Origin of the sequence: Idiomarina sp. ST10R2A5 (assembly GCF_051842325.1) — a bacterium.
GTDB classification, from domain to species: domain Bacteria; phylum Pseudomonadota; class Gammaproteobacteria; order Enterobacterales; family Alteromonadaceae; genus Idiomarina; species Idiomarina abyssalis.
Window position 1 is genome coordinate 37,440 of record NZ_JBNIEX010000008.1, and the last position, 26,967, is coordinate 64,406.

Sequence of the window (26,967 nt, forward strand, 5' to 3'; positions counted from 1 at the left end):
TACTCGTTAAACTTTGCTATCAAACCTTACATTGTATGTTAAGAGATTGTAAAAAGTATGGACCGGCGGCAGATAGCAATACGGAATAACGTCCGGATCCGCGGCGAAGGAAATAAAACATTACTTTTCGCTCATGGTTTTGGTTGTGAGCAGCGTATTTGGGAGCCGGTCATTGAGGCACTTCCGAACAGTTATAAGGTAGTGACTTTCGACTATGTAGGCTGTGGTGAATCGGATTTTAGTAATTACATCAGTAAACGTTATGATTCACTGAAAGGCTATGCACAAGATCTCACCGAAGTCGTTCAAACGCTTGGCTTAACCGATATCACTTTAGTTGCGCACTCCGTCAGTGGGAGCATTGCGTCTCTGGCGTATCCCGAGCTTGCCAATAAAGTATCAAAAATAGTTATGCTAAATCCTTCACCACGCTATATTCATGACTTGCCCTCTTATGAAAGTGGCTTTAGTCGTAGTGATGTTGATGAATTAATGGTTTTAATGGAGCAAAACTTTTTTCAGTGGGCCGAATATATGAGCCCTAAGGTTATGGAGAATAGTGATAACCCGCAATTAGCTGAAACTCTGGAAAACTATTTTACTGCCGGCGACGCTCAGTTAACGCGCAACTTTGCGAAAGCAACTTTCTATTCAGATGTAAGAGACACCTTACCCAAACTAAAATGCCCGGTGCTTATTTTGCAAGCTAAGGCTGATATTGTTGTGCCGTTAAAAGTATCCGAGTACATGGCAGAAATACTGCCTTTAGCTAAGCTTGTGGTTATGGATGCTCGTGGGCATTACCCACAACTGAGTGCCCCAAAACTTGTGGCGCAGTACATTAGTGAATTTGTTTAAACGGTAAAATGGAAATGGCTGACTACGGAAAGGAAAAATGGCCGGTTTTGGCGCTGGAATGCGAACTTGAACAGCTTCTTGTTACAGAAGTGAGCCATCGCCTTTGCCTGTGTCTTCAGTTAGCTCCTAAGGAAATCGTTGGAAAAGTTTTGGGTGAGTTATTAACACCAGCATCCAGGCTTTATTTTCTTTCAGCAATTGAACCTAATTTGAGGCAGGGAAACAACTGCGAACAAATGGCGCTTTATTTAAAAACGGCGGACAGTCCCCGAATGTTCGTTGCAAATGCAGTTGTTGATGATAAAAAATGCTTTTCTCTTATTCTAATGCCGGCAGACAGGCATTTAATATTGGAACGCCAGCTGATCCGCGAACGAGATCAGACCCAAGAAATTAATCAGGAACTTGAACGTCGGGAACAAGAGTTACTTCAGCAACGTGCCCTCAAGTCTGAGTTGCTGAGTAAAATGGAGTCGGTGAGTTCAGAGCTTTTGCAAACGGAAAAGCTGGCTGCACTGGGTCAATTAGCCGCAGGTATTGCGCATGAAATCAATAACCCGGTGGGGTATATACGTTCAAACTTGAATACATTAAGCCAATACAGTCAGAAGCTATTAGATTTCATCCATAAAAACCAGAACATTAGCGCTGCACAGAAAGAGTCCGTTGATTTGGCTTTTTTGGAGAAAGATTTACTGTCACTGCTAAATGAAACCAATGAAGGCATACAGCGAATTACTCAGATTACCCGAGCACTTACCCAGTTCACCCGAAGTTCGGGGTTACAGGATTGGTGTGACATTCATAAGCAAATTGATACAACCTTACGGGTAATGAGCGGTGAGCTTCGGCGTAAAGTTGATATAAGCCGAAACTACCTGCCGGATTTACCTCTTGTCTACTGTGACCCGGCTAAGGTCAACCAGGTTTTAATGAATGTCCTGTTAAATGCAGCAGATGCAATTGAGCGTTTTGGCGTTATCCGCATAACGACCAAATGTCACAGTGGCCAAGTCGAAGTGATTATTGAAGACAATGGTTGTGGTATGAATGAAGAAGCTGCCAGAAAAGCACTTGAGCCCTTTTATACCACTAAGCCTGAGGGTGAGGGCACTGGCCTTGGTTTGTCAATTAGTTACAGCATTATGAAAAGTCTTGGTGGGAGCTTAAGGATCTCCAGCGAATTAGGAGAGGGAACCCGAATTTATTTGGCTTTCCCCGTCCCGGCAAATAACTCCGAGGATGAGCATGGAATATAATTGGTTACCTATGGTTGCACGCAGTTACTGGCGTTCTTTGACTCTGGCGTGCTGGTTATGGGGGAGTATTGGATGCTTCGTTATTAGCGTGGGTCTGGTCAGCGTTAGCTTCCGTATGTCATTAACCGATGCTTTATTGGCTGCTGGCGTCGGCGTCGCTGGTGTTGTGTTTTCTTATTTTCGGCGGCTTCGTCTTTTTATTCATCGTCAACGGGTTATTTGCTGGATAATAGCCGGATTCTGTTTTCTGTTAAGTGGCTGGCAACTGTACTTTGCTTTTCAGACTGACTTATACGTGTTTCCCGGTTTTTTAGCCGCTATAACTGGAGTTGGACTCATTTTCCTGCCCTTTTTCACGGTTTCTAACAACCTGCGCAAAGACGGAAACTGGTTATGGATAATGCTGTTACTTTATATCCTTGCGAGCATTTGGTGGTTTTATGCGCTAAATCAGACTTTGCATGGTGCCAGTGTTTTGCAGGACTCTGTCCCCGGCGTTATCTTGGTAGGGCATTTTCTCATTTTGACCATGCTGTATATTTGCCGGGATGTTATTTTGAACTTCCATCAGCTGACCTCTCAGCGAGACAAAGCGTTGGAAGAACTCCATCGTTCAGAGCAACATTATCGCTCGCTGTTTGATCATAACCCCAATGCCGCTTTTTCATTAGATTTATCCGGTCGTTTTACCGACTTGAACAAGTTAGGTGAAAACTTTCTGGAAAGAGAGAAAGATAAAGTGGTTGGTCAGCATTATGAGAATGTTCTTGCTTCAAATGAGCTGCCCCGTGTTGCATTGTTTTTCGATAAAGCACTGAAGGGTGAGCCAATGCATTATGAAACAGTTATACAGAGACGCTCAGGTGAACGGCTTAATTTAAGCGTCAGTAATATCCCAATGCATGAAGACGGTAAAGTTGTTGGTGTTTTCGGTATAGCGCAGGATATTACCTCAATTAAGAAAACCTACAGTGAGCTTGAGCAGGTCAACGACGAGTTACAAAATTTTGCGGCCGTCGCCTCGCATGACCTGCAGGAACCTTTAAGAAAAATTGTGAGCTTTGGTGAGCTGTTAAAGCAGTCGGAATTAAAGGAACAAGAGAGGGATTATCTGGAGCGAATGGTTTCAGCATCTCGTCGTATGCAGCAGCTCATTGCAGAAATACTTGAGCTGGCAAAACTAGGCCGGGACTCTTTAAAACTGGAATCTGTTGATTTGAATGATATTGCCAGTCAGGTGTTGGAGGAGCATCAAGCAAAGCTTTCAGCTATGGGGGCTCAGGTCGAAATAAACCTTAGGCATAGGCTAACCGCTGATGCTAAATTACTTGCGCGGGTGTTCGATAATTTATTGACCAACGCAATAAAATACGCCAGAAAAGATAGAAAGTTAAAAATAGAGCTATATTCTACAGCAACAAGTGCCGATAGAGTCACTATTGCGTGTTCAGATAACGGTATTGGTATTGAAGCAACTTACCATCAATCGGTTTTCCGTCCGTTCAAGAGGCTGCATTCTCGTAGTGAGGTACCCGGAACGGGAATGGGGTTAGCTATTGTTAAGAAAATTATCGATCTACATAACGGAGAAGTCAGTTTAACAAGCCATATTGGCCAGGGAACGACCTTTAAGCTCGTTTTACCGAAGTAACTTTTGCTGGAATGATTATGAATTTATCCGTAACGGAAGCATTGAATATTCTGCTGATAGAAGATGACGCAGACGATTACATTTTGACTCGGGATTTGTTATTAAAAGGCGCGCCTGAATACCAGCTTAGCTGGGTAAAGTCGAAGCAAGAAGCTATAGAAAAAGTTCAGCAAGAAGACTTCGATGTCATTCTGTGTGACTTTCACCTTGGAGCCGATGATGGGCAGGCAATTATTGAGTGCTTGCGCGAGAACCATGTAGAGACTCCGGTTATTTTTCTGACCGGGCAGGGCACGGATGACCTGAGTAAAAGAGCCATTCAGTTAGGTGCAGAAGATTACCTGGAAAAATCCGAAGTTACGCCGTTGGCTTTAAAGAAAAGCATTTATTACACACTGGAACGGCGTAACTACCAGCGAGACTTATTAGACAGTCAGCTGACTTTTGAATACTTGCTGGAAGACAGCTTGCAACCGGTTGTTTTAGCCGATCACAATAGGGTGATTATGTATGCGAACCCTGCGGCAGAGAAACTTCTTTTGCAAAGCAACGCAGAGCTCCGCGGACGCAAGTTGCCTTTAGAGTACAGTAGCAACTATGCCTTTAGTCATGAAGCCACTCTCAATTTAGCTGATGGTAAGCAAAAACGAGTGCGACACTATAGCATTCAGACATACTGGCAGGGGCAGCCGGTTCGCTTAGTGCATTTTGAGGATATAACCAACCGTATTGAGCTTGAACAGAAAGTGGCCTTTTTTGCTAACCACGATACTTTAACAGGCTTGCCTAACCGCGTTCTACTGGCTGATAGACTGCAACAAAGCTTAACCTTGTGCCGACGTAACGACGTTGAGTTGGCAGTTGTTTTTATTGGCCTCGATGGGTTTAAACCAATTAATGATACTTTGGGTCATACAATTGGCGATAAGCTGCTGCAGGCGGCTGCCGAGAGATTGAACGAGTGCCTTCGGCCCGGCGATACTTTAGCCCGTATGGATGGCGACGAGTTTGTTGCTGTTCTACCTGAACTCAGTCACTCAAGTGACGCTGTGGTAGTCGCCGAGCGTTTAATTAAGGCGATGCAAAGTCCGTTTGTGATTGATGACAGTGAGCTGCACCTGTCGGCAACGGCGGGGCTTGCAATAACCAACAGCTACAATGAAGACCCGCTTAAGCTGGTACAGCAGGCCGATATCGCGATGTACGAAGCCAAGCGTTTTGGAAATGGAAGTTACCAATGGTTTGATCAGAAGCTCGATAACCAGGTTTCTAAGAACCTGAAGATACGAAACTCTTTGCAGGCTGGTATCGAGAAGCAAGAATTTGAGTTGTTTTATCAGCCACAGTTTTACCTTTCTAATGGCGAAGTTACAGGTGTGGAAGCGTTGATCCGCTGGAATCATCCGGAGTTGGGAATGGTCTCACCCGATGATTTTATCGAAGTTGCAGAGAATACGGGTCAAATTGTCCCTTTGAGTGGCTGGATTTTACGACAGGCCTGTAAAGACTTTCTTCTGCTGGCCGCTAAAAGAGATACCTTGACGACTGTGTCTGTGAATATTTCTACAATTCACATTTTGCGATCGGAGTTTGTTGATACGGTGCGGGAGGTCATTACAGAAACCGGAATTAAGCCGGCACAGCTGGTGCTGGAAATTACGGAATCTGTCTTTATGCGAAACCCTGAGCTGGCCATTAGTAAACTCCATGAGCTTTCTGAACTAGGTGTTAAGGTGGCATTGGATGATTTCGGTACGGGCTATTCAAGTTTAAGTTACTTAAAGAACTTACCCGTGAACTTGCTAAAAATTGATCGTAGCTTTGTCAATGACATGGTTTCAAACAGCCATGACTCGGCGATTATTGAAGGGATCATCTCCATGGCTCACCATCTGGGACTGGAAGTATTAGCCGAAGGGGTTGAAACCAGCGCGCAACAAGAATATTTACGTCGATGCCACTGTGATGCGATGCAAGGCTTTTTGCTCGCGAAGCCAATGGCCAAAGAGCAAGTACTGAGCTTTCTGCAAGACTACCGCAGTAACATTAATGAGAAACTCAAAGAGCACGAGCGTCAGGCTGTTCTCATTGTTGATGATGAAGAAAATGTCCTGAAGTCGCTTCAGCGGCTTCTGAGACGAGACGGCTACCATATTTTTACGGCGTCTAATGCTGAAGAGGCTTTTAATATATTGGCACATGAACCCGTGGATGTTGTGATTTCTGATCAACGGATGAGGAATATGCAAGGCTTAGAGTTTCTCTCGAACGTGCGAAATATGTACCCCGACGCCGCCCGTATTGTACTGACTGCTTATAGAAACGAGGATGCTTTAACTCAGGCAATTAATGAAAGCGAAGTGTATCGGTTTTTAGATAAACCCTGGGATGACGAGGTGTTACGGCAGACGGTAAGAAACAGTTTGCGTCCCCGGCAGGAGTCGAACCTGCGACCTTTCACTTAGGAGGCGAATGCTCTATCCAGCTGAGCTACGAGGACGTGCCCGCGATTATGCCAGAAGCTGTCGCGGGTTTCACCCTCAGTTAACCGGCACCACCCAGTCGTTCACCTGAATATTATGTAACATATTTCCTTTAGTCAGCTTAGCAATAGCCGTAGATTGCTGCACTTGGGAAACTTCCACCTCAAATTCACTCACCTGCCATTTCTGACGGTAACGACCCTGATCATCGGTAAAGTGACTGGGCTGAACAACTTTAAGCTTATCGCCCGGGCTTACGCCGTGTTTTTCACCCAAATTAAACTGAAGCGTTTTTTCATCGACGGCAATAATTCTGGCTCGTACCGGTTTGCAAACTACCTGCTCTTTCACACCAGAAGCTAAATCGCGCAAGCCGCTGTCTAGTGCTGCACCGAAGGGCTCGTTCCAAAATTGTGCTGTGGCAACATCAACATCGATGTTGCGATCAAAAGTCCAGGGCTGAGTGTCTTCGACTCGTGCGCGGGTAACCAGTTGTCCGGTGGTCGCATCCAGCAGGTAAAGCGTTAAGGCGTAGTGGCGGTTTGGGTCGCTGGACCAGAACCAGTTAGAGCTGGTGTCCATCATGGCTAAGTCGTCAAACATACCAAAGACAACAAACTGACTGTCGTTGGCTAAACCGAGGCTACGAGCCATGCGGCCCAGCTCTTCCAGGTTAAGGCCATTCAGTGCTTGCCCGAGTCCCGCATGTCGCTGCAAGGTATGAGAAATATGTAGTTGGCTGCCGACACCGCCAAGCTCACGCGCTAAACGCTCTGCGGCAACTTCTCCAATTTCCCAGATTTGTCCCCAGGTTCCATGGGCGCGATCGCGCAATTCAAACGGGACGATAGTAACGGAGTTTTTGTAACTGCTTCGAGTGCAGTCGCCTTCGCGGTTCCAGATGTCAGCTCGCAGCAGGACAATAACGCGGTCATCACGAACTTCTTCGCGAACAATAGTGACTTGGTCCACGTTACCCTGACTGCTCCATTGGGTTTCAGTGTTTCGTAATACGCCGTCAACCACTTGTTGAATACTGGAGATATTTCCGCCAGAAGTGAGAAGCGCTTGTTGCAGCGCATTTTCTATAGCTTTTTGACGTGCTGCATCGGTATCGCCGTTTATAATGCGGGCGGTACCCTGGGCTTCTACCCAACGTGCTTCGCTCGGCATAGCGATAAAGAAAACAGAAGTGATCAGCAGCAGGGTTTTCCAGTTCATGGTGTTATGCATCCCAAGTGTCAGTTTTTAGTCGTTACTTTGCTATTGGAATTAGCTGCAAAAACCCTGCCATGTTGAAAGAGGAAGTCAGAACCTAGTAATAAACAACGCGCTTCACTTTTTGCTGGCGGTTTGTACTCTGATACAGACGATGTACTTTCTCAAAATCCAGACGTAGCTCAGTCGCGTAGTAATCACCAACCGTGTAGGTTTTTACCACTTCGGCACCACGAATAACACCGTCAACGGAAGCCTGAAAGCTGTCCTGGTTTAACGCCCAGTCTTCAACGGAGCTACCACCGGCAATACGTTGGCCATACACTTGTTCGGCCAGCTCGCGATAAGCCGCAAGTTTTGAAGCACGCATAGCGTTCAGATCTTTCAGCTGTGCGTTTTCGCCTTGCTGAGTTTCGATAGGAGCGTAACCAACCGCATTAAGAACCGGGAATTCATCTGGAGTCTGAGTTTCCCACTCAACGTGTTTTTGATCATACGCTAAGTTGTTGTAAGCACTACATCCGCTTAGTAGCAGTGTAGATGCGAGTAACGCGAAAGAAAGTAGGTGCTTAGCCATAACGACCTCTGATTGAACAAAGTACTTATGGTTGTAACGGCTGAATGGCAGAAATCTTTAGCGGATTTTGCCTTTACTATCGTAGGTGAGGCTGTCTTTTCGTGCAGACTGTAAAATGGTTTGTTTCAATTGGTCGATGCTATTCAATGTTGACTGCACCACCTGCTCGTTGACCTGGCTTTGGTGCTGGACATTACTCAGGGTGCTTTTTATCGCAGCAACGGCTTCGGCTAAATTGGGGTCATCTTTGAGCTGTTCTTTATCGGGGTGTTCGGCAAGCTGCTGGTCGAGTTGATTAACTCTGGCCAGGGCTTTTTCTTTTGCCTCTGTAATAGCATTTACATCGGCGTGTTGGCGGTCAACTATGGCGTTTAGCTCACGTTGCTGTAACAGCGCAAGGGTATCTAGCGAGTCCGCCATTTCCTGAAGGAGCTCATTGACAGGCGCCAACACGGTCATTATTCGTTATTGCCGTTACTGAATAAGTCAGATTCAAACTGAGCCAGTTTATTCGCTAACTGCTCAACATTTATTTTGTATGAACCGCTTTCAATATCCGCTTTGATCTTGTCAACTTTGGCTTGATCAATTCCGCTGCTGTTCATGGCTTTTTCTTGTAAGCCACCCAGTTGTTGCGCTTCACTTGTTAGAGAAACGGCGTCTCCACCTTTCTGCGAAACCGATGCAGGCTTACCCGGAGCATCGTTCTGCACTTGGCGATTACTGGATTTGCTGTCAATGTTGGCATTTTTCAGCCCGGCATTGTTAATATTAATTGGCATTGTGTTTAGCCTCGCTAGATAAAGTCTCTCGGTTACTTATCGACCGTACTCAAAAAAACTTAAGTAAATATTTTAACAATTTTATAAATTGACGGTCACTTCATTTAATCCTGTGACAACAGCCTGTACCGATTTGTTCGACCGTGCGTTTTCAACAACCACAGATTCACCTTTAAGGCCATCAGCCAATGCCCTTCCGGCAGCAGTAATTCGCAATGTTTTATCCTGAGCTACTATTGTAACGCTTTGGCCCTCACATACAAGACAGGTGTCGCTGGCGCTTATTGCTTGCCCTGCGCTAATGCGCTTTTTAATGCGAGCGCCCACTAAAGCCGTCATGTCGGTGAACACATTGGAGCGCACACGATTAAGGTCAATTTCAGAATAAACTAAGTCACTCTCGCTTATCATTTGCCCCGGCGACATTGGAGAAGCAGCTGTAACGACATTTTTATAGTGATATATACGGACAGGCACGTAAGTTCGCCAGTGAGCGGCTGCAGTGCACTCTATTTCAATTGTCGTGTAACTGTCTAAAGTCGCATTATTGGCTAAATCAACTTTCGGCTGTTGTGGGCAGACTTTCGGCGTCATGCGAGGGTCAAGGTTATTCGCAACAACTTCTACGCGTCCGTTATCAGGGGCTGATACTCTTTGCTCTACGTAATTGTGAGCCAACTCCTGTAGGGCTTTATAATCAAAGCGCAGGCTCTGCTTTTTACTGGTTTCATCCGCGTTAGCCGGGCCTATACCGGTAAACGATGCAGCAAAAATAAAAAGCGAACTGATCAGTAGCGATTTACGTACTATCATAAAAATTCCTGATGTTATTCGTTAAGGTTCTCTGGTCGAGTGCCGAAAAAAACGGTATAACGTCAAAAGTTCGGCAGTTCGATGGTTTCAGTATGGTTGTTGTTGATGTAAGCAAGTACCGTGCCGAAGTAGAGGTCCCCTGCCATATAACAGGAGTGAATAATGGCCAGTATTCTTGATTCAGTGAATCAGCGCACACAAATGGTCGGACAAAACCGGCTGGAACTTTTAATGTTTAACCTTAATGGCAGGCAGCGGTTTGGCATTAACGTATTTAAGGTGCGTGAAGTTCTGCCTTGTCCCAAACTGACCGCTATGCCTCGGCGAAATCCTCTTATTCGAGGTGTTGCGCACATTCGGGGACAGGCTATTTCCATTATTGACTTAAGTATGGCGACTGGTGGACCCGAGTTAACCGGTATTGAAAACCGCTTTGTAATTATTGCGGAGTACAACCGAACCATTCAGGGGTTCCTGGTGGGTGGAGTTGACCGCATTATTAACATTAACTGGGAAGATGTTATGCCACCGCCGAAAGGCACAGGCCGGGGCGCTTACTTAACAGCCGTTACTCAAATTGAAGATGAGCTGGTTGAGATTATCGATGTTGAGCGAATCCTTGCTGACATTATGCCAACCAATATGGACGTCAGCGACGATGTTGCCAATGCGCCAATAAACGTGGCCAAAGAAGACTTAACCATCTTAATTACTGATGACTCTTCAGTTGCCCGTAATCAGATTAAACGAGCGTTGCAGTCTTTAGGAATTTCGTTAGAGGTTAAGAAGAACGGTAAAGAAGCTTTAGACTATTTAAAAGAGAAGTCCAAAGAGGTTGGGGGGCTTGTGCATCCTCATGTTCCGGTATTAGTTTCTGACGTTGAGATGCCGGTAATGGATGGGTATACCTTAACTGCAGAAATTAAGGCTGACCCAAATTTGCGTGATGTTCACGTTATTTTGCATACATCATTGAGTGGCGTCTTTAATCAGGCTATGGTGAAGAAAGTTGGAGCCGATGATTTTATTGCAAAATTTCATCCGGATGAACTAGCGACCGCTGTTCAAAAATGGCTTAATACGGTTGTAGACTGACGTGTTACGTCAGGTGAGATATCGGACCTGGCGTGAACGTCGGCCAGGCTACGAAACAAAAAACGAAATGGAAGTAGTTTATATAACGTGTTGAATCGCGAATTAAGTTTATCGGAATATCAGGAATTTCGTCAGTTTCTGGAGCATCAGTGCGGAATTGTACTGGGTGAGAGCAAACTCTACCTGGTGAAGAGTCGTTTAGGCCCTTTGATGGGGCGTTTTAATGTCGACTCTTTAGCTGAACTGGTAAAACGTTCAATGAAAATTAGTGAACGTGCCTTACGTGCTGCGGTAATTGACGCAATGACCACCAACGAGACTTTGTGGTTCCGTGACACTTATCCGTTCGAAATTTTGAGTAACCGAATCTTCCCCGAATATAAAAATCATTCCGGACCTTTAAAAATATGGTCGGCTGCCTGTTCATCAGGACAAGAGCCGTATTCTATTGCGATGACGTATTTAGAATATAAGGCAAAAAGTCCCGGCGCATTGCGTGCCGGAATAAAGGTAACGGCTACGGATATTTCGAATAAGGTTCTGGAGCAGTGTGGCATCGGAGAATATGACAGCCTTGCTTTGGCCCGCGGCTTGTCAGCAGAGCGACGTAAAAAGTTTTTCACCGACGCCGCAAGCAAGCCTGGTTCTATGAAAATAAAAGATGAACTTAAGCAATTCATTCATTTTCGTCATTTGAACTTATTGGACAGCTATTCTTTGTTGGGTAAGTTTGACGTAATTTTTTGCCGCAATGTTCTTATTTACTTTGCCCCGGAAGTAAAGCGGAAAATTATTGCCCAATTTCGGCAATCACTAAACCCCGGTGGCTATCTTTTCCTGGGTGCCTCAGAGTCTATTTCCGGACTCACCGACGATTTTGAAATGATCCGCTGCCAGCCCGGCATTATTTACAGAAGAAAATAACCTTCCGCAGAGAATACCTGTTAGAAACCTCTTGTAATTAAACTGGCACGCTTCCTGCATTGTCTTCACCATCGAACACTGTGGAGACAAAAATATGGCACTTTCCATGGATAAACTGATGGGAATACAGCAACACACGCTGGGTATACGTACTCAGCGAGCGGAGCTTATTGCCAATAATATCGCCAATGCCGATACCCCTGGCTACAAAGCGAAAGGTCTGGACTTCCAGCAAGCGTTGCAACAAGCGCAGCGTGGTATGGAAAACCATAAAATGGCACGCACCCACGAAAAACACTTCAGCGTTGAGATAAAACCTCAGGGTACAGAGAAGTTCCGAGTTCCATCACAGCCGGATACCGGTGACGGTAATACCGTTGATGTGCAGTTGGAACAAAACTTGTATGCCCAAAATGCACTGGAATATGAAATGACCATGAACTTTCTCGACGGCCGTATTAGTGGTGTGAAGAAAGCCTTGGGCGGACAAGGGAGATAATAAGTCATGAGTCTGTTTAATATTTTTAATGTGACCGGTTCTGCCATGAGTGCGCAGTCAGTAAGACTGAACACAACGGCAAGTAACCTGGCCAATGCCAACTCGGTAAGTAGCAGTATTGATGAAACCTATCGAGCGAGAAACCCGGTTTTCGCAACGGCTTTAGCGGATGCCAGAGGGGATTATAAAGGTAATAGTCTGACTAATCAGACTCAGGCAGGACAGGCCGCAGGCGTTAAGGTTTTGGGAATCGTTGAAAGCCAGGACCCACTACAAATTGAATATGCTCCAAATCATCCTATGGCTGACGAGAGTGGCTACATCTATCGGCCTAACGTTAACACTATGGAAGAGATGGCAAATATGATTTCGGCTTCGCGTTCCTACCAGACAAATGTGCAGGTAGCGGACACTGCCAAAACAATGACACAGCGTTTATTGCGTCTGGGTCAAGGGTAAGCAGGAGATAACAAATGGAAGGCGTAAGCAATAATTCCTACATCGACAGCATGAAGTGGAAGAAAGAAGAAGGAGCTAAGTTTGCTGATCCTGATGAGGAACAGAAACTTCAGCAGGAAGATTTCTTCAAGCTGTTAACCGAGCAGTTGAATATGCAAGACCCGTCTAAGCCGGTTGAGAATGATCAAATGATTGCTCAGATGACCAGCTTTACCATGGCGGAAGGTATCAGTGGCTTGTCGGATCGTTTTGACCAGTTTGCAAATGATATGACTTCAAATCAGGCGCTACAGGCTTCAACTATGGTTGGTCGCAAAGTTCTGGTGCCGACAGACCAGGCCAACCTTGAGTCAGGCGCAGGAGTTACGGGAATGATAGCAACACCGCAGTCAGCCCAGAATGTGAAAATTAATATTAAGGACTCAACCGGAGCCTTGGTTAAAACCATTAACTTGGGAGATATGCCTCAAGGCACGAAAGAGTTTGAGTGGGACGGAACAATGTCTGACGGCTCGGAAGCTCCGGCTGGAAATTATTCCTTCTCGGTAAATGCCAGTGTCGGTGGCCAGACTGAAGAATTACCCATACAGATGCACGCTCGCGTGCAAAGTGTCAGCACCGGCGGTGATCGCGGTGTGGTTTTGAATCTTAAAGGATTAGGTGGCATCAAGCTTTCTGATGTGACTGAAATTAGCTAACAGGTGAGGTGACTTATGTCATTTAATATTGCACTCAGCGGAATCAACGCATCGCAGAAAGATCTGGATACGACCGCGAATAATATTTCAAACGTGAAAACAACGGGCTTTAAACAGTCCCGCGCAGAGTTCGCGGACGTTTATGCGACGAGTATTTTTAACGCAGGTAACACAAAAGTGGGTGACGGTGTTTTAACCTCGTCGGTCGCGCAGCAGTTTAGCCAGGGAACACTGGATTTCACTGAAAACTCGTTGGATATGGCTATTTCAGGTAACGGCTTTTTTGCTACTACCGATGGCCTTGGTTCGCGTGATATGACTTATACCCGTTCAGGTGCTTTTAAGTTAAACGATGATAAGTTCATCGTTGATAATCAAGGCAACTACCTGCAGGGCTACCAAGTTGACCGTAATAGTGGTACCGCATCATCGGTGGCTTTGGCTACGACTCAACCTATTCGTATTCCGGATGTAGCTGGTGCACCGCAAAATACCGATAATGTCTTTACTGCTTTTAACGTTGATGCGCGTCGCTCGCCGATAGATGGCGCTGCTAACCCATTTGATCCTGGTACACCAAGTACATATCACAGCTCTACTTCTGCAACTATTTATGATTCATTAGGTGAGTCCCATACATTATCGACTTACTATGTGAAACGGGATAATAACCAATGGGACGTTTATGCCACTTTCGATGGTGATGAAATTGACTTAGCTCCGACGGGAACAGCGGTAGCATCTCCTGATACCTCAATTAATGGCAACTCAGGATTACGTCTAACCTTTTTAGGAAACGGTGAGCCGGATGTTCCAGCTGGACAAACAACGTTTGATCCCGGTTCAATTGACTTGTCAGGTAATAACGCCGCGGGCGACCCGTATTTAAACAACGGTGCAGATGCCCAAACGGTCCAGTTTAACTTCCAGGATCTTTCGGGTACTACCAGTCCTACTCAGTTTGCTTCAGATTTTGAGGTGACTAACCTTGATCAGGATGGCAGCACAGTTGGACGCTTAACGAACGTGGATATTGATAAGTCAGGTTTAATTGCGGCAACTTACTCTAATGGTGATGTTCAGTACCTGGGTCAGGTTTCCATTGTTCGCTTTGCTAATGAACAGGGCCTGACGCAAATTGGTGGTACCAAGTGGCGTGAGAGCATTGACTCGGGCGAGCCGCTTTCTGGTGAAGCGAATACCGGTACTTTTGGTGGTATTGAAGCTTCTGCGCTCGAAAACTCAAACGTTAACCTGACCAAAGAGTTGGTTGACTTAATTACAGCGCAACGTAACTTCCAGGCAAATTCACGTTCGCTTGAAGTTAACAACACCATTAATCAGACCATTCTTCAGATTCGTTAATCGCTTTTATCTGTCAATTAAAAAGACGCCTTCGGGCGTCTTTTTTGTTTCTGGCATGAAATCTGCATTATCAAACGCAGATGACAAAATTTTGGCTGGAGGTCAGCTATGGACAAGATGCTATGGGTAGCGATGAGCGGCGCAAAGGAGAATATGAACTCCGTTGCCGTACGCGCCAATAACTTAGCTAACGCCAATACCACGGCGTTTAAAGCCGACTTACAACAGGCACGGGCAATGCAGGCCTTTGGTGAAGGTTTGCCGACTCGGGTCTTTTCTATGACAGAAAGCCCGGGGCAAAACTTTGCCAGTGGGGCAATACAGACGACCGGACGTAACATGGATGTTGCGATTAAAGACCAGGGTTGGATTGCGGTCGACGACGGCAACGGCAATGAGCGTTACACCCGAAATGGCAGTCTGGAAGTTGGCACCGATGGCATGCTGAAAAACTCTAATGGCCAAACGATTTTAGGCGACAACGGACCCATTTTTGTGCCCATGCCAATTGATAACCTGGTTATCGGCTCCAACGGTAATGTATCCATACGCCCTATGGGAGCTCCGGCTGACGCAATGGAAGTGATTGATCGGATTAAGCTGGTGAACCCACCGAACGGCAATATAGAAAAAGGTAATGATGGTCTGTTTAAGCTAAAAGATGACCAGCAGGCTTTTGCTGATGCCAACGTGAAACTGGAAATTGGCGCTCTGGAAGGGAGCAATGTCAATAGTGTCGAAGAAATGACACATATGATTGCACTGCAGCGCCAGTACGAAATGAACGTCAAATTAATGAAGACGGCCGATGAGAACGCACAGCGCTCTGAATCGCTGATGAGAATGAGCTAATCGTAGCCCGAGGAGAAACACTATGAACCCAGCATTATGGATAAGTAAAACCGGACTGGATGCGCAGCAACGCGATATTTCAGTCATTTCCAACAACCTGGCGAACTCCAGCACGATTGGCTTTAAGAAAAGCCGGGCGGTGTTCGAAGATTTGCTGTACCAGAATATTAATCAGCCAGGTGGTCAGTCCGCTCAGGACACTGAGCTACCTAACGGCTTGATGCTTGGTGCCGGTACTAAAGTAGTTGCAACGCAAAAAGCACATACTCAGGGTAATGTTCAGACAACGGACAATTCATTGGACGTGATGATTGACGGCAAAGGCTTCTTTCAGGTGTTGATGCCGGATGGAAACATTTCCTATACCCGGAATGGTCAGTTTTCACTGAACGAAGAAGGTGAAATGGTAACCTCGGGTAACGGCTACACCATAGAGCCGGCTATTCAGATACCAGAAGACGCGATGTCGGTCAGCATTTCGCAAGAAGGTGAAGTGACGGTTACTCAACCGGGCAACCCGGACAACGTTGTTGTCGGGCAGCTTAACCTGGTTAACTTTATTAACCCGGCGGGCTTACAACCTATGGGTCAGAATTTATATAAAGAGACGGCTGTAAGTGGTGCGCCTTTAGAAGCCGTTCCCGGTGTTGACGGAATGGGGAATACCATTCAGGGCGCGCTGGAAACCTCAAATGTGAATGTAACTGAAGAGCTGGTGAATCTGATTGAAAGTCAACGGGGTTACGAGATGAATTCAAAAGTAATTTCTTCTGTAGACCAGATGTTGAGCTATGTGAATCAGCAGCTTTAATTGAATAAATAGCGGGTGAGTCTATGCGTTTTTTACTTTTTACTTTAACAGCGTTGGTCATGGCGGGGTGTGCGCAAACGCCACATAAACCGATGCCAAATGACCCATATTACGCACCCGTATTACCGGAAGAGCGTGCCCAGCCTGTTGTACCAACAGGCTCTCTATTTCAGGACGCTTACGCAGACAACCTGTATTCCGATATTAAAGCGCGGCGGTTAGGCGACATTATTACTGTGACGCTACAGGAACAGACAACGGCCAGCAAAACGGCAACCACTGAAACCTCAAAAGAGAGTTCGGCAGAACTCGGCGCACCAACGATGTTTGGGCGTGATATTACCGTTGGCGGTAACCCTTTATCGGCAGGCGTCAATGGCACCAGAAACTTCAGCGGTGACGGAAGCTCTGATCAGAGTAATCAGCTTAACGGTGAGATTACCGTTACGGTTATAAAAGTACTGCCAAACGGTAATTTAATTGTTCGGGGTGAAAAGTGGATGCGAATTAATACCGGCGACGAGTACATTCGTTTAACCGGTATGATCCGGCCTCAGGATATTACTGCAGCTAACCAGATCCCATCCACTCGCGTGGCGAACGCGCGCATAGAGTACTCGGGTACAGGCAGTCTGGCGCAAGTTCAGGAGCAGGGTTGGTTAACTCGGTTCTTCAACAGCCCAGTATGGCCATTCTAAGGAGTAAGGCATGAGAACGGTTAAATTCATTGCACTTTTGGTCAGCCTGATGTCAATGCTGGTTGCCCCGGTACAGGCTTCACGCATAAAAGATATTGCGTCGGTTCAGGGCATTCGGGACAACCAACTTATTGGTTATGGTCTGGTAGTCGGTTTACCGGGAACGGGTGAACAGACGCCGTTTACCGATCAGACATTCCGCACCATGCTGGGCAATTTCGGCATTAATATTCCAGCTAATGAACGACCCAAAATTGATAATGTGGCGGCCGTTGCCGTACATGCGGATCTGCCTGCCTTCGCAAAACCCGGTCAAAAAATTGATGTCACCGTGTCTTCTGTTGGCAGTGCCGATAGTTTGACAGGCGGTACCTTGTTGCAAACCTTTTTGAAAGGTGCCAATGGTGAAGTTTATGCGGTTGCGCAGGGCAGCCTAATTGTGGGCGGCTTAGGCGCCGAAGGTAATGATGGTTCCCGTATTGTTATTAACACGCCGACGGTCGGTCGAATTCCGAATGGTGGCGTCGTTGAGCGTGAGGTTCTGTCGGGTTTTGGCTCTTCCGATTACTTTACCTTTAACCTGCACCAGTCAGACTTTACGACAGCCAAGCGTATGGCAGAAACCATTAATGGCATAGTTGGTGAAGGCACAGCACAGGCGGTAGACGCGACTTCTGTTCGGGTGAGGGCGCCTCGAGATATGAATCAGCGGGTCAGCTACATGTCGACACTGGAAAACCTGGAAGTGCAACAAGCTGCCGCCGCCGCGAAAATTATTGTTAACTCGCGTACCGGAACTATTGTGGTTGGTCAGAATGTTGAATTGCGTCCTGCAGCGGTTGCACATGGCAACATGCAGGTGACCATTGCAGAGAACGTGAATGTAGATCAGCCAAACCCCTTTGGTCAGGGAGAAACTGTTGTTACACCCCAGTCGATAATTGACGTCAATCAGGATGATGCCCGTATGTTTGTTTTCGAGCCCGGAACCACGCTGAATGATTTGGTTCGCGCTGTGAATCAAATTGGCGCTGCTCCGGGAGACATGATTGCTGTACTGGAAGCACTAAAGCAAGCCGGTGCGTTATCTGGCGAGCTTATTGTAATCTAGCGGCGGTTTAAACTATGACGGTTTCAGACTCTCATCTAAAGCAAGCGCAGCACGCCATGGATACCCACAGCCTTGACGGGCTGCGGAAGCGTGCGTTCAAGCCCGATGACAAAGAAGCCTTGATGGAAGCCGCGCAGCAGTTTGAAGCCATATTTCTGAATATGGTGATGGGCAGTATGCGAAAGGCCAACGCCGTGTTTGAGAAAGACAACTTACTTGATAACCGTTACACCAATATGTATCGCGATATGTATGACCAGCAATTGACCTCAGAACTGTCCAGCCAGGGCACTCTGGGGTTGGCTGAGTTGATGGTAAAGCAGCTAGGTGGTGACGACAGTTATGTTCCGGCATCAATGAATCGCAATGGCGCGAACCTTGACGACCCGCGCATGAAGAACCGCGCCGACATGAGCAATGCCTCGCAGAAAGTCAGTGACCAGGGCGGTATTGATGCGGGTCTGTATTACGGGAATCAGCGAGTGAATACCGTCAAGCTGAGCGATGGCGATGCGACCTTTAATTCCCCGCAAAGCTTTATTGCTGCGCTAAAGCCTCATGCCGAGAGAATCGCCAAAGAAGCCGGTTTAAATCCGGATGTACTGATGGCGCAGGCGGCACTGGAAACTGGCTGGGGCAAGCGACTGGTACCGGGACGCCATGGTGGTTCCAGTAATAACCTGTTTAATATTAAAGCGGATACACGTTGGGACGGCGATAAGTCTCATGTCAGCACCCTGGAGTTTGACGGTGAAGTGGCTCGCAAAGAACGCGCTGCGTTTCGATCCTACGCTAACGTGGAACAGAGCTTGCAAGACTACGTAAACTTTATAAAAGAGCATCCGCGTTACCAACAGGCACTGAAAGTCGCTGATGACCCTAAACAGTATACGCAAGCACTGCAGGAGGCCGGTTACGCGACCGATCCTCAGTACGCACAGAAGATTCAGTCGGTATTAAATAATCCGGCTTTTGTTGATAAAGAAATTTAGGAATGCGGCAGGCGGCAAAAAATTGCCGTATTGGCTAAATAATATTCGCTCGGTGCCGATAACGGTCATAGAGTAACTGGAGAATCATCGATGAGTTTTGACTTATTAAATATCGGGAAAAACGGCATATTGGCGCACCAGCAAAGCCTGCAAGTGACCGGCCAGAATATTAATAATACGAACACACCGAGTTATGTTCGCGAGCGTACCGAGTATTTCGAAAGTCAGTTCGGAGGTTTAGAGCGCGTTCGTGTCGAACGTATGATTGATCAGTTCGCAAACCGGCAGCTGCGAACGGACATTTCTAAAGTCAGTTACTATGAAGCGAATCTGGAGCAAGCTGAGCAGCTCGATACTTTGCTGGGCGATAGCACGACCAACGTTGCTTCTTCTGTAGAGAGCTTCTTTAACACGTTGCAAGATGCTAATAATGATCCTGGTTCAGTGACTGCGCGCCAACTGGTATTGGCTGAAGCCGACGCCATGGTGACCAAATTTAATGACTTTTCCCAGTACCTCGACCAACAAAAAAGTATTATTAACGACCGTCTGACCTTATCGACCGATCGCATTAATTCAATTTCAGAAAACCTTGCTGAACTGAACTCAAAAATTCAGTCGTCTAATGGGAAGAACAGTGACAACGGCGATATCAACGCTTTACTGAATAAACGCGATGAACAATTACGTCAGCTTGCGGAGTTGGTTCAGTTCAGCACGGTTGAGCAGAAAAATGGCGCGGTTGCGGTCAACTTAAAAAACGGACAGCCATTGGTTTTAGAAGACGGTCGATTTAATGCGGTAGCGGTAAAAAGTAACCCTGATACCGAGCGTTTAGAAATGGTGCTTCAAAAAGAGCATGGCGGCGGTAAGACAAGTGAGTTTTATGTGCCAACGGATGAAGTTGGTGGTTCTGTGGGGGGGTATCTCGAGTACCGGGACGAAGTGTTAATGCCAACGCAAAAGCGTTTAGGGCAGTTGGCAATACGTATTGCGGACTCGATGAATACACAAAACCAAAAAGGCATGGACTTAGATAACCAGCTGGGCCGGAAGATTTTTGACCTGTCAAAAACCGAGTCAGAAGCCATTCCTTATTCTGACAATGGTGGTACCGGCGAAATTAATGTGAGCGTTTTAGAGGGAGACAGTAAGTCGTTTCCATCAGAAAACCTGCGTATTACCAAAACCGGAAACCCCGATGAATACGAAATTGTACCGATAAATAGTGATGGTACGATTGTCAGTGGTGCCGATACTATTACGGTTACTCAGGCCTCACCGGGGACGGTTGATATTACTGAGCTGGGTATTTCTCTCGATTTGACTGGTGCTGCAAATGCAGGTGACCAGTTCTTAGCAAAACCAGCGGAAAGTGCTGCGTCAGAAATCAGTTTGGCCATTCGCCGCCCGGAAGATATTGCATTAGCAAACCCTATTCGGGTTAAAGATGGTATGGATAACCAAGGCGCGGCCGGCATTGAAATAGCGGCCATTAATACGCCAGATAGTTATTATGATACTACTAACAATACACTGTTAGACAGTGCTCCCGCCCGTATCGAAGTAACAGGGCAGACAGGTAATGCTTATGACCTGGAGGTCTTTGCTAAAGACGGAACCAGTTTAGGAACTATTACCGGCACGACCGATTTAAACGGTATTTTAGATCAAGCCAGCTTAGCCAACCCAGACTACGAAGTTGACATTAATGGCGAACCAGCTGTAGGCGATGAGTACTTTATTGAATACAACACCAACGGTTTTGATGACAACAGTAACGGACAATCTATGGCTGATTTGCAACGTCAGCAGTTGGTCCGCCGCTCTGGTGGCGAAGAAGCGGAACCGACAATGACTTTTAACGAAAGTTACGGTCGTTTGGTATCTGATGTCGGTAGCCGCGTGAGCCAAAATCGTGTTTTACGCGACTCGGCTGAAGCTATTAAGTCACAAACTGAGGCGCTGTATGACTCACAAGCCGGAGTGAACTTGGAAGAAGAGGCTGCGAACTTAATTCAGTACCAACAAGCTTATACGGCCTCGGCCAGAATTATCACTACGTCGCAAACCATTTTTGACACGCTGCTGAATTCACTGAGGTAATTATTATGCGCTTAAGTACCAACTTATTTTTCCAGCGTGGTCTGGACAGTTTACAAACCTCGCAGAATCAGCTGGATAAAATTCAGCAAATGCTGACTAAGCAAACCAAAATTCTAAGTCCTGCAGATGATCCAATTGGCAACTCTCAGGTACTGGCACTGAATGAAAAAATTGGCCAGAACGAACAGTTTGAACGTAACTCGGTAACGCTGGAAAATAATCTGCGCCGCGAGGAAAGTGTATTAAGTAGCATTACTGATGCGATTCAGAAAGCGCGCACTTTGGCGGTGCAAGCGGGGAATGGTAGTTATGATCAAACCAACCGTAAAGCCATAGCGTCAGAGCTACGAAATATTGAAACCTCTATCTTTGATTTAACCAATGCGCAAGATGAGTCGGGCGAGTATATTTTTGCCGGGTACCAAAACCGTACCCAGCCGATGGAATTTGATGATGCCACCCAGTCGTATCAATATGTAGGCGACCAGGGGCAGCGTACAATTCAGTTGTCACCGACCTTATACCTGCCCGCTAACGATCCGGGTAGCCGCGCGTTTTCAAATGTGTCTAAGCGGGTGGACTTTGAGCTAACCGGCGGAAACAACTTTATTGAAAAAGTAGAAGTTACCGACAGAAACGCGTTAATTGCGGATACTGAAGCGCGCCTCGATGCTGGTGACCCGACCGATTTTACGGTTAATTTTACCGGGCCTGACACTTATGAAATTGATGATGGTGTAAATCCGGTAGTGACCGGCACAGTGAATGAAGGTAAGGTTGAATACAACGGTATGGCACTGGAGCTTAATCCTGACAACTTACCAGCAGCGGGAGATTCTTTTAGCTACAGTATAGGCGAGCCAGTCTCCCGTAACCTGCTGACTCAAATTGGGGATTTAGCTGATGCGTTGGAGGCATCGGGTCCAGACAGTAAAGGCTTCCATGAAAGCGAAATTGGTTTTGCGTTGGATGATTTTAATACGGTGATTAGTGATTTGACGGATACCCAGGCGTCTGTCGGTGCGCGTTTAAACGTTATGGATAACGCAAAACTGAGCAACGCTGATATTGAAATAGTGAATAAAAAGGCACGTGCGGATATATCCGATGTGGACTATTCAGAAGCCGTAACCGATTTGGTAAAAAATGAAACAATTTACTCAGCCGCTCAGCAAGTGTTTACTCGTATCAGCCGTTTGAGTCTGTTCGATTACTTATAATGTGTGATGTAGCCTGACGCTATTGCGTCAGGTGAGATGCACCCCATCGTGTACGCCAGAACTCACACCAATTAAAAAAACTTCAAATTTTTTCAAAAAAATTCTAAAGCTCCCCAAAACCCTGCCGATATCCTTTGTGAGAGGAAATTTTAATCAGGCGAAACACGAAGCCGAACACTTCCTCCGGCTTGGCAACAACGATTGAATCCAAGCTTAGGCTAGAAACTGAGGAGCAATACCATGGCACTTTATGTAAACACTAACGTCAGCTCACTGAACGCACAGCGTCAGCTGATGGGCTCAGGTAACCAGCTTGACCAAGCATTCGAACGTTTGTCGTCAGGCTTCCGTATCAATAGCGCTGCAGATGACGCTGCAGGCTTGCAAATCTCAAACCGTTTGGGTTCTCAAATTAACGGCTTGAATCAAGGTAACCGTAACGCGAACGACGGTATCTCTATGGCGCAAACCGCTGAAGGTGCGTTGGACGAATCAACCAACATTCTGCAACGTATGCGTACACTGTCTATTCAGTCAGCAAACGGTTCGAATTCAGATACAGATCGTGCAGCGCTGCAGAAAGAAATTGGTAACCTGCAACAAGAATTGACTCGAATTGCTGAAACTACTAGTTTTGGTGGTAAAAACTTATTAGATGGCAGTTTTGGTACTGAAAAATACCAAGTTGGTGCCAATGCGAACGAGACAATCTCTGTTAGCCTCCGCGATGTAGGTGCTAATTCAATTGGTAACAATAAAATTGAAGGAGCCGGTGGTACTTTAGGTACGCAAACTGCAACAGCAGCCGCAGACTTTACTGTTGGCCTGACAGCTGGTGATATCACTCTAGGTGGTCCTGACGGTAATTCTGTAATTAGCCTGACAGCCACTGATAAAGCAATGGATGTTGTTGGTAAAGTCAATGGGGCAGGTACTGGTGTTACAGCTTCTACTAAAGTCGAAGCTACTATTTCTAACTTCCAAAGTACTGACGAGGGCACGCTTAGTATTGGAGATGAAAGTTTTAATTTGGCTGAGTACAACGGCTCTTTGACTAAGCTTTCTGAAGATTTAGGTAAAGCAGGGATTGATGCTACCGTAGACAATGGTGAACTTACTATTTCTGCCGAAAACGTAAACGGTATTCAGATTTCAGGTGGTGTGGCTGGTAATACGGTTACGTTAACAGGCGCTGGTGCTCCAGGTACGTCGCTTGCTGTTGATGATACTAATACTAGTGTGGTCGTTGATGCAGAAATACAGCTCGAGTCTCGTGATTCATTCTCTATTACAAATGATGGAACAGCGGATGAAACGGAAGTATTTGGTGCGAGCGAATCAACGCTAAGTGAAGTCGGTCAGATTGATGTAAGCACTTATGAGGGCTCTCAAGATGCCCTTGGAACTATTGATGCCGCAATCGCTCAAATCGATGCACAACGTGCAGACTTAGGTGCGGTTCAAAACCGTTTCCAGGCGACAATTCGTAACCAATCGAACATCGCTGAGAACCTGGAAGGTGCGAAGTCTCGAATCAAAGATGCTGACTTTGCCGCAGAAACTGCGAAACTGACTCAGGCTCAGATCCTGCAGCAGGCTTCACAGACTATCTTGGCGCAGGCGAACCAGCGTCCACAGGCGGCACTGCAGTTACTGGGCTAATTGCTTAACTAACTCAACCGTCACTAAAAACCGGAGCTTTTGCTCCGGTTTTTTTATGCCTGTAATTCAAAGAGTTAACAATAAAAATCGATACCGCTTAAAAAAACTTCAGTTAAACGCTAAAGTTTTCAGCATGGCTTACCGATAACATACATGGATAATTGTTTTAGTGCTAAACTGCACAGTAACTAAGGAAAAGGTGAGTATTATGGCAGACATGTCAGTTGAAAGCCGCGCGTTAAGTCCCTTAAGTAGTGCAGCGGGTGGTTCACCGAACAAGGCGGAGCGGCCGCAGGACCAAAAGGTCATGGACGCGGTCAGCCAAGTTCAGGAACGCACCGCTGATAAAGTGGAAAAGCAGGCAAGTAGTGAGAGTATTGCAGACACGGTAGAGGAAATGAATCAGTCATCGACTATTCGGAATACCAGTTTGCAGTTTGTATTCGATGAAAGAGACGAGCCACCGGTGGTTAAGGTGATTGATACAGACAACGGTGAAATGATTCGTCAAATTCCGTCAGAATTGGTTGTGAAGTTATCTAAAGCTATTGAAGAAATGGCCGATAACGAGAACAGTCGGATGGGATTTTTATTCGACAACCAGATTTAAGTGAGGTGTTGATATGCCATTAATTTCATCAACGGGTGCGCGTTCAGGTTTAGACCTGCAGGGCCTCATCGATGCGACATTACAGGCCGAGCGTGTTCCTAAGAAAAACCGCTTGGACCAACAGGAAGGCCGCTTAACAGTGGAGCTATCGGCTGTTGGTGAAATGCGTTCGGCATTATCAAAGCTCCAGGAAAGTGCTGAGAAGCTGACTGACGGTAGCTTGTTTAGTGCCATGAAAGCGTCAGTCACTCAGCCAGACTCTGGTGATGTTGTCAGTGTTGAAAGCTCAGAAAACGCTAGTGCTGGCAACTTTGAGCTGTTTGTTCAACAGCTGGCTAAAGGAAGTCGAGCAGTGTCTGCTGACGGTGCTTTTGCCAGTGCGGATGATGAGGTTAATACCAATGCGGGTTCGTTAACCTTTGGCGCTGGAGATGAGAGCTTTACGCTAAATATTGAAGCGGGCTCAACGCTGGAAGATATTCGCAATGCGGTCAACTCATCTGATGATAACTTTGGCGTTACAGCGGATATTATTAATACCGGCACTGAGGCCAAGTTAGTCTTCCGCTCAAGTGTCACTGGTGCGGGTAATGACTTAACCGTTACTAACGACAACGCTGAGTTTGATGCTATTTCAACTCAAGCCAACGGCGGTGGTGCTGGGGGCATGGCCATTGCCGCAGATGATCAGGCGACTGATGCCATTATTGAGATTGACGGCATTCAGGCTACCAACGACACCAATACTTTCACTGATGTTATTCAGGGATCGACCATTACGGCTCTGAAAGAATCGGAAGGCACTGAAAAGGCGCAGTTGTCGATAGCTCGTGACGACGCCGGTGTTCAAAAGTCCATAGACAGCTTTGTAAAAGCCTATAACAGCACTGTTGATTTGCTCAGTGAAATTGGTGGCGAAGACAGCATGATGCAGGGGGATGCAACTGTTCGTACTCTGAAAGGACAGCTTAACAATGTGCTGACCAGCACTTTTGGTGAAGGGCAAACCTTGTTTGACTTAGGTTTCGGTTTAGACAACGATGGCCGCTTGCAGCAGGAAAACCCAGTCACTAACGTCAAGGATGTGCTCGCTGAAAACCCATCGGCATTACAAAATGTCATTGGTGGCGAAAACGGCTTGGCAGCGCGCATGGAAACTCTGCTAGATGGTTATGTAAGTGCCGGCGGCTCACTGCAAATGCGCCGAGACTCTATCAATGAAAGTTTGGACCGTGTCGAAGAAAGCCGAGAGTCATTGGCATTGCGCATGGAATCACTGCGCGAGACACTAAACTCAAAATATCAGGCACTGGATTCCTTAGTTGGCCAGCTACAAAGCCGTGGCAATGCAGTCACTGCACAGTTAGCAAACTTACCGGGTTTTACCCGGGACAATGATTAATTAGAGGTAATTACTTATGAATATGAAGCTTAAAGGCTATACTAAAGGCTCACTAGAAACCCGTGTTGCGGGTGCAGACCCTTATCAGCTAGTACAAATGCTGATGGCGGGTGTGTTAGAGAACCTGAATTACGCCAAAGGAGCGATTCAGCGTAAAGACCTTGAGAAAAAGAGCCATTATTTAAGTAAAGCGCAGGCTATTGTTGATTCTCTGCGTTACAGCCTGGATGACACTGCAGGAGCACAGGCAACTGGCAACTTACGCGAATTGTATATGTACATGAGTACGCGTATTGCTGACGCCTCTATTGATATGGATGTTGATGCGATTGATGAAGTAGCACGTTTAATGCTGGACATTAAAGGCGCATGGGACCAAATTCCTGTCGACCAGCGTGACGTTGCGATGAACCAAATGCAGCAGGCCGCCGGGGCTTAAATTGTCTGAAGAGACACGCTCACCTAAACAGTTAAGTGCGCTCTACGAGCAGCTAAAACGACAAGTGGCAGACTCAGAGTATGAGTCTGCGGCTGACACACTTCCTAAAATACTTTCCTTTTTAGAGCAATTACCTGATGGCTGGACAGAGTCTCGCGAATGGGTGACTGTAGTTGCCGAAGTTGATAGCTACCTCAATGAAGTACAACCCGAGCTAGAAAAAGTCCTTGAAGAAACCAGCGCAGCTATCACTAAAATCGGTAAAAGCAAGAAAGGCGTCCGAGCTTATACCAAATAGTCCCATATAGACATAAGCCATTTCACAATTTACTCCCCACTCATTGAATGTGAACTAGACTATTAACTGTTTTTAGACTGTTGAC

27 protein-coding genes, 1 tRNA gene and 1 pseudogene are annotated in these 26,967 nt (G+C 46.4%); 23 read left to right on the top strand and 6 right to left on the bottom strand.

Going from position 1 to position 26,967, the window contains the following annotated elements; translation table 11 throughout:
• The first annotated feature begins 57 nt into the window (after positions 1 to 57).
• The 4 genes from ACP7FG_RS10520 to ACP7FG_RS10535 are packed head-to-tail and all read left to right on the top strand — an operon-like array spanning position 58 to position 6,233.
• Positions 58 to 858: an alpha/beta fold hydrolase gene (locus ACP7FG_RS10520; protein ID WP_439226346.1), complete on the top strand. Its 801-nt coding sequence runs from the start codon at positions 58 to 60 to the stop codon at positions 856 to 858.
• 14 nt (positions 859 to 872) lie between these two features.
• Positions 873 to 2,117 carry a sensor histidine kinase gene (locus ACP7FG_RS10525; RefSeq protein WP_439226347.1) on the top strand — a complete coding sequence of 415 codons (1,245 nt, stop codon included), beginning with the start codon at positions 873 to 875 and terminating at the stop codon, positions 2,115 to 2,117.
• Positions 2,107 to 3,768: a sensor histidine kinase gene (locus ACP7FG_RS10530; RefSeq protein ID WP_439226348.1), complete on the top strand. Its 1,662-nt coding sequence runs from the start codon at positions 2,107 to 2,109 to the stop codon at positions 3,766 to 3,768. Before ACP7FG_RS10525 ends, ACP7FG_RS10530 begins: the two co-directional genes overlap by 11 nt.
• A gap of 17 nt (positions 3,769 to 3,785) precedes the next feature.
• On the top strand, positions 3,786 to 6,233 hold the full coding sequence (locus ACP7FG_RS10535) for an EAL domain-containing protein (protein WP_439226384.1): 2,448 nt from the start codon (positions 3,786 to 3,788) through the stop codon (positions 6,231 to 6,233).
• On the opposite strand, the gene ACP7FG_RS10540 is transcribed toward ACP7FG_RS10535, so the two are convergent.
• The 6 genes from ACP7FG_RS10540 to flgA all read right to left on the bottom strand — a co-directional run bounded on the left by ACP7FG_RS10540 (position 6,195) and on the right by flgA (position 9,641).
• Positions 6,195 to 6,268: transfer RNA gene (locus tag ACP7FG_RS10540), tRNA-Arg, on the bottom strand. The genes ACP7FG_RS10535 and ACP7FG_RS10540 overlap by 39 nt on opposite strands.
• 40 nt (positions 6,269 to 6,308) lie before the next feature.
• Positions 6,309 to 7,472 carry a flagellar assembly protein FlgT gene (locus ACP7FG_RS10545; protein WP_199493135.1) on the bottom strand — a complete coding sequence of 388 codons (1,164 nt, stop codon included), beginning with the start codon at positions 7,470 to 7,472 and terminating at the stop codon, positions 6,309 to 6,311.
• Positions 7,473 to 7,566: 94 nt separating this feature from the next.
• On the bottom strand, positions 7,567 to 8,046 hold the full coding sequence (locus ACP7FG_RS10550) for an LPP20 family lipoprotein (protein ID WP_054491211.1): 480 nt from the start codon (positions 8,044 to 8,046) through the stop codon (positions 7,567 to 7,569).
• 57 nt (positions 8,047 to 8,103) lie between these two features.
• The gene (gene flgN, locus ACP7FG_RS10555; RefSeq protein WP_199493133.1) at positions 8,104 to 8,505 is read right to left on the bottom strand and encodes a flagellar export chaperone FlgN; all 402 of its coding nucleotides are present in this window, start codon (positions 8,503 to 8,505) and stop codon (positions 8,104 to 8,106) included.
• The gene (gene flgM / locus ACP7FG_RS10560; RefSeq protein ID WP_271331628.1) at positions 8,505 to 8,828 is read right to left on the bottom strand and encodes a flagellar biosynthesis anti-sigma factor FlgM; all 324 of its coding nucleotides are present in this window, start codon (positions 8,826 to 8,828) and stop codon (positions 8,505 to 8,507) included. The genes flgN and flgM overlap by 1 nt, the downstream gene beginning before the upstream one ends.
• A gap of 81 nt (positions 8,829 to 8,909) precedes the next feature.
• Entirely contained in the window at positions 8,910 to 9,641 is a 732-nt protein-coding gene (gene flgA / locus ACP7FG_RS10565; RefSeq protein ID WP_439226349.1) for a flagellar basal body P-ring formation chaperone FlgA, read from the bottom strand.
• Positions 9,642 to 9,803: 162 nt separating this feature from the next.
• Between flgA and ACP7FG_RS10570 the strand changes: the two genes are divergently transcribed.
• The 19 genes and pseudogenes from ACP7FG_RS10570 to ACP7FG_RS10660 all read left to right on the top strand — a co-directional run bounded on the left by ACP7FG_RS10570 (position 9,804) and on the right by ACP7FG_RS10660 (position 26,882).
• Positions 9,804 to 10,736, top strand: coding sequence for a chemotaxis protein CheV (locus ACP7FG_RS10570; protein WP_222236669.1), 933 nt, complete (start codon positions 9,804 to 9,806; stop codon positions 10,734 to 10,736).
• Positions 10,737 to 10,823: 87 nt separating this feature from the next.
• Positions 10,824 to 11,660: a CheR family methyltransferase gene (locus ACP7FG_RS10575; RefSeq protein WP_054486725.1), complete on the top strand. Its 837-nt coding sequence runs from the start codon at positions 10,824 to 10,826 to the stop codon at positions 11,658 to 11,660.
• Between the two features lie 94 nt (positions 11,661 to 11,754).
• Positions 11,755 to 12,159 (top strand): flagellar basal body rod protein FlgB, encoded by a 405-nt coding sequence (gene flgB / locus ACP7FG_RS10580; protein ID WP_054486727.1) that lies wholly within the window; start codon positions 11,755 to 11,757, stop codon positions 12,157 to 12,159.
• Between the two features lie 6 nt (positions 12,160 to 12,165).
• On the top strand, positions 12,166 to 12,618 hold the full coding sequence (gene flgC / locus ACP7FG_RS10585) for a flagellar basal body rod protein FlgC (RefSeq protein WP_199493125.1): 453 nt from the start codon (positions 12,166 to 12,168) through the stop codon (positions 12,616 to 12,618).
• Positions 12,619 to 12,632: 14 nt separating this feature from the next.
• On the top strand, positions 12,633 to 13,316 hold the full coding sequence (gene flgD / locus ACP7FG_RS10590) for a flagellar hook assembly protein FlgD (protein WP_439226350.1): 684 nt from the start codon (positions 12,633 to 12,635) through the stop codon (positions 13,314 to 13,316).
• A 15-nt stretch (positions 13,317 to 13,331) separates the two neighbouring features.
• Positions 13,332 to 14,681, top strand: a complete 1,350-nt coding sequence (flgE, locus tag ACP7FG_RS10595; RefSeq protein WP_439226351.1) for a flagellar hook protein FlgE — start codon at positions 13,332 to 13,334, stop codon at positions 14,679 to 14,681.
• Positions 14,682 to 14,789: 108 nt separating this feature from the next.
• Positions 14,790 to 15,533, top strand: a complete 744-nt coding sequence (locus ACP7FG_RS10600; RefSeq protein WP_224797925.1) for a flagellar basal body rod protein FlgF — start codon at positions 14,790 to 14,792, stop codon at positions 15,531 to 15,533.
• Between the two features lie 22 nt (positions 15,534 to 15,555).
• Complete coding sequence (gene flgG / locus ACP7FG_RS10605) at positions 15,556 to 16,344, top strand: flagellar basal-body rod protein FlgG (RefSeq protein WP_054486737.1); 789 nt, start codon at positions 15,556 to 15,558, stop codon at positions 16,342 to 16,344.
• Positions 16,345 to 16,367: 23 nt separating this feature from the next.
• Positions 16,368 to 17,042 carry a flagellar basal body L-ring protein FlgH gene (flgH, locus tag ACP7FG_RS10610; protein ID WP_054486739.1) on the top strand — a complete coding sequence of 225 codons (675 nt, stop codon included), beginning with the start codon at positions 16,368 to 16,370 and terminating at the stop codon, positions 17,040 to 17,042.
• A 10-nt stretch (positions 17,043 to 17,052) separates the two neighbouring features.
• A complete protein-coding gene (locus ACP7FG_RS10615; RefSeq protein WP_439226352.1) occupies positions 17,053 to 18,153 on the top strand; it encodes a flagellar basal body P-ring protein FlgI in 1,101 nt (366 codons plus the stop codon).
• Positions 18,154 to 18,167: 14 nt separating this feature from the next.
• Positions 18,168 to 19,145, top strand: a complete 978-nt coding sequence (gene flgJ, locus ACP7FG_RS10620; protein ID WP_439226353.1) for a flagellar assembly peptidoglycan hydrolase FlgJ — start codon at positions 18,168 to 18,170, stop codon at positions 19,143 to 19,145.
• A 90-nt stretch (positions 19,146 to 19,235) separates the two neighbouring features.
• Entirely contained in the window at positions 19,236 to 21,251 is a 2,016-nt protein-coding gene (gene flgK / locus ACP7FG_RS10625; RefSeq protein WP_439226354.1) for a flagellar hook-associated protein FlgK, read from the top strand.
• Between the two features lie 5 nt (positions 21,252 to 21,256).
• Complete coding sequence (gene flgL, locus ACP7FG_RS10630) at positions 21,257 to 22,471, top strand: flagellar hook-associated protein FlgL (RefSeq protein ID WP_054486747.1); 1,215 nt, start codon at positions 21,257 to 21,259, stop codon at positions 22,469 to 22,471.
• A 240-nt stretch (positions 22,472 to 22,711) separates the two neighbouring features.
• Positions 22,712 to 23,122 (top strand): annotated as a pseudogene (locus ACP7FG_RS10635) (flagellin N-terminal helical domain-containing protein); the annotation flags it as partial.
• A gap of 249 nt (positions 23,123 to 23,371) precedes the next feature.
• Positions 23,372 to 24,133 carry a flagellin gene (locus ACP7FG_RS10640; protein ID WP_439226385.1) on the top strand — a complete coding sequence of 254 codons (762 nt, stop codon included), beginning with the start codon at positions 23,372 to 23,374 and terminating at the stop codon, positions 24,131 to 24,133.
• Between the two features lie 208 nt (positions 24,134 to 24,341).
• Positions 24,342 to 24,743, top strand: coding sequence for a flagellar protein FlaG (locus tag ACP7FG_RS10645; protein WP_053952963.1), 402 nt, complete (start codon positions 24,342 to 24,344; stop codon positions 24,741 to 24,743).
• Between the two features lie 13 nt (positions 24,744 to 24,756).
• On the top strand, positions 24,757 to 26,145 hold the full coding sequence (gene fliD / locus ACP7FG_RS10650; RefSeq protein ID WP_439226355.1) for a flagellar filament capping protein FliD: 1,389 nt from the start codon (positions 24,757 to 24,759) through the stop codon (positions 26,143 to 26,145).
• A gap of 16 nt (positions 26,146 to 26,161) precedes the next feature.
• Positions 26,162 to 26,584 carry a flagellar export chaperone FliS gene (gene fliS / locus ACP7FG_RS10655; RefSeq protein ID WP_199493111.1) on the top strand — a complete coding sequence of 141 codons (423 nt, stop codon included), beginning with the start codon at positions 26,162 to 26,164 and terminating at the stop codon, positions 26,582 to 26,584.
• A 1-nt stretch (position 26,585) separates the two neighbouring features.
• On the top strand, positions 26,586 to 26,882 hold the full coding sequence (locus ACP7FG_RS10660; RefSeq protein ID WP_199493108.1) for a hypothetical protein: 297 nt from the start codon (positions 26,586 to 26,588) through the stop codon (positions 26,880 to 26,882).
• Positions 26,883 to 26,967 lie beyond the last annotated feature (85 nt).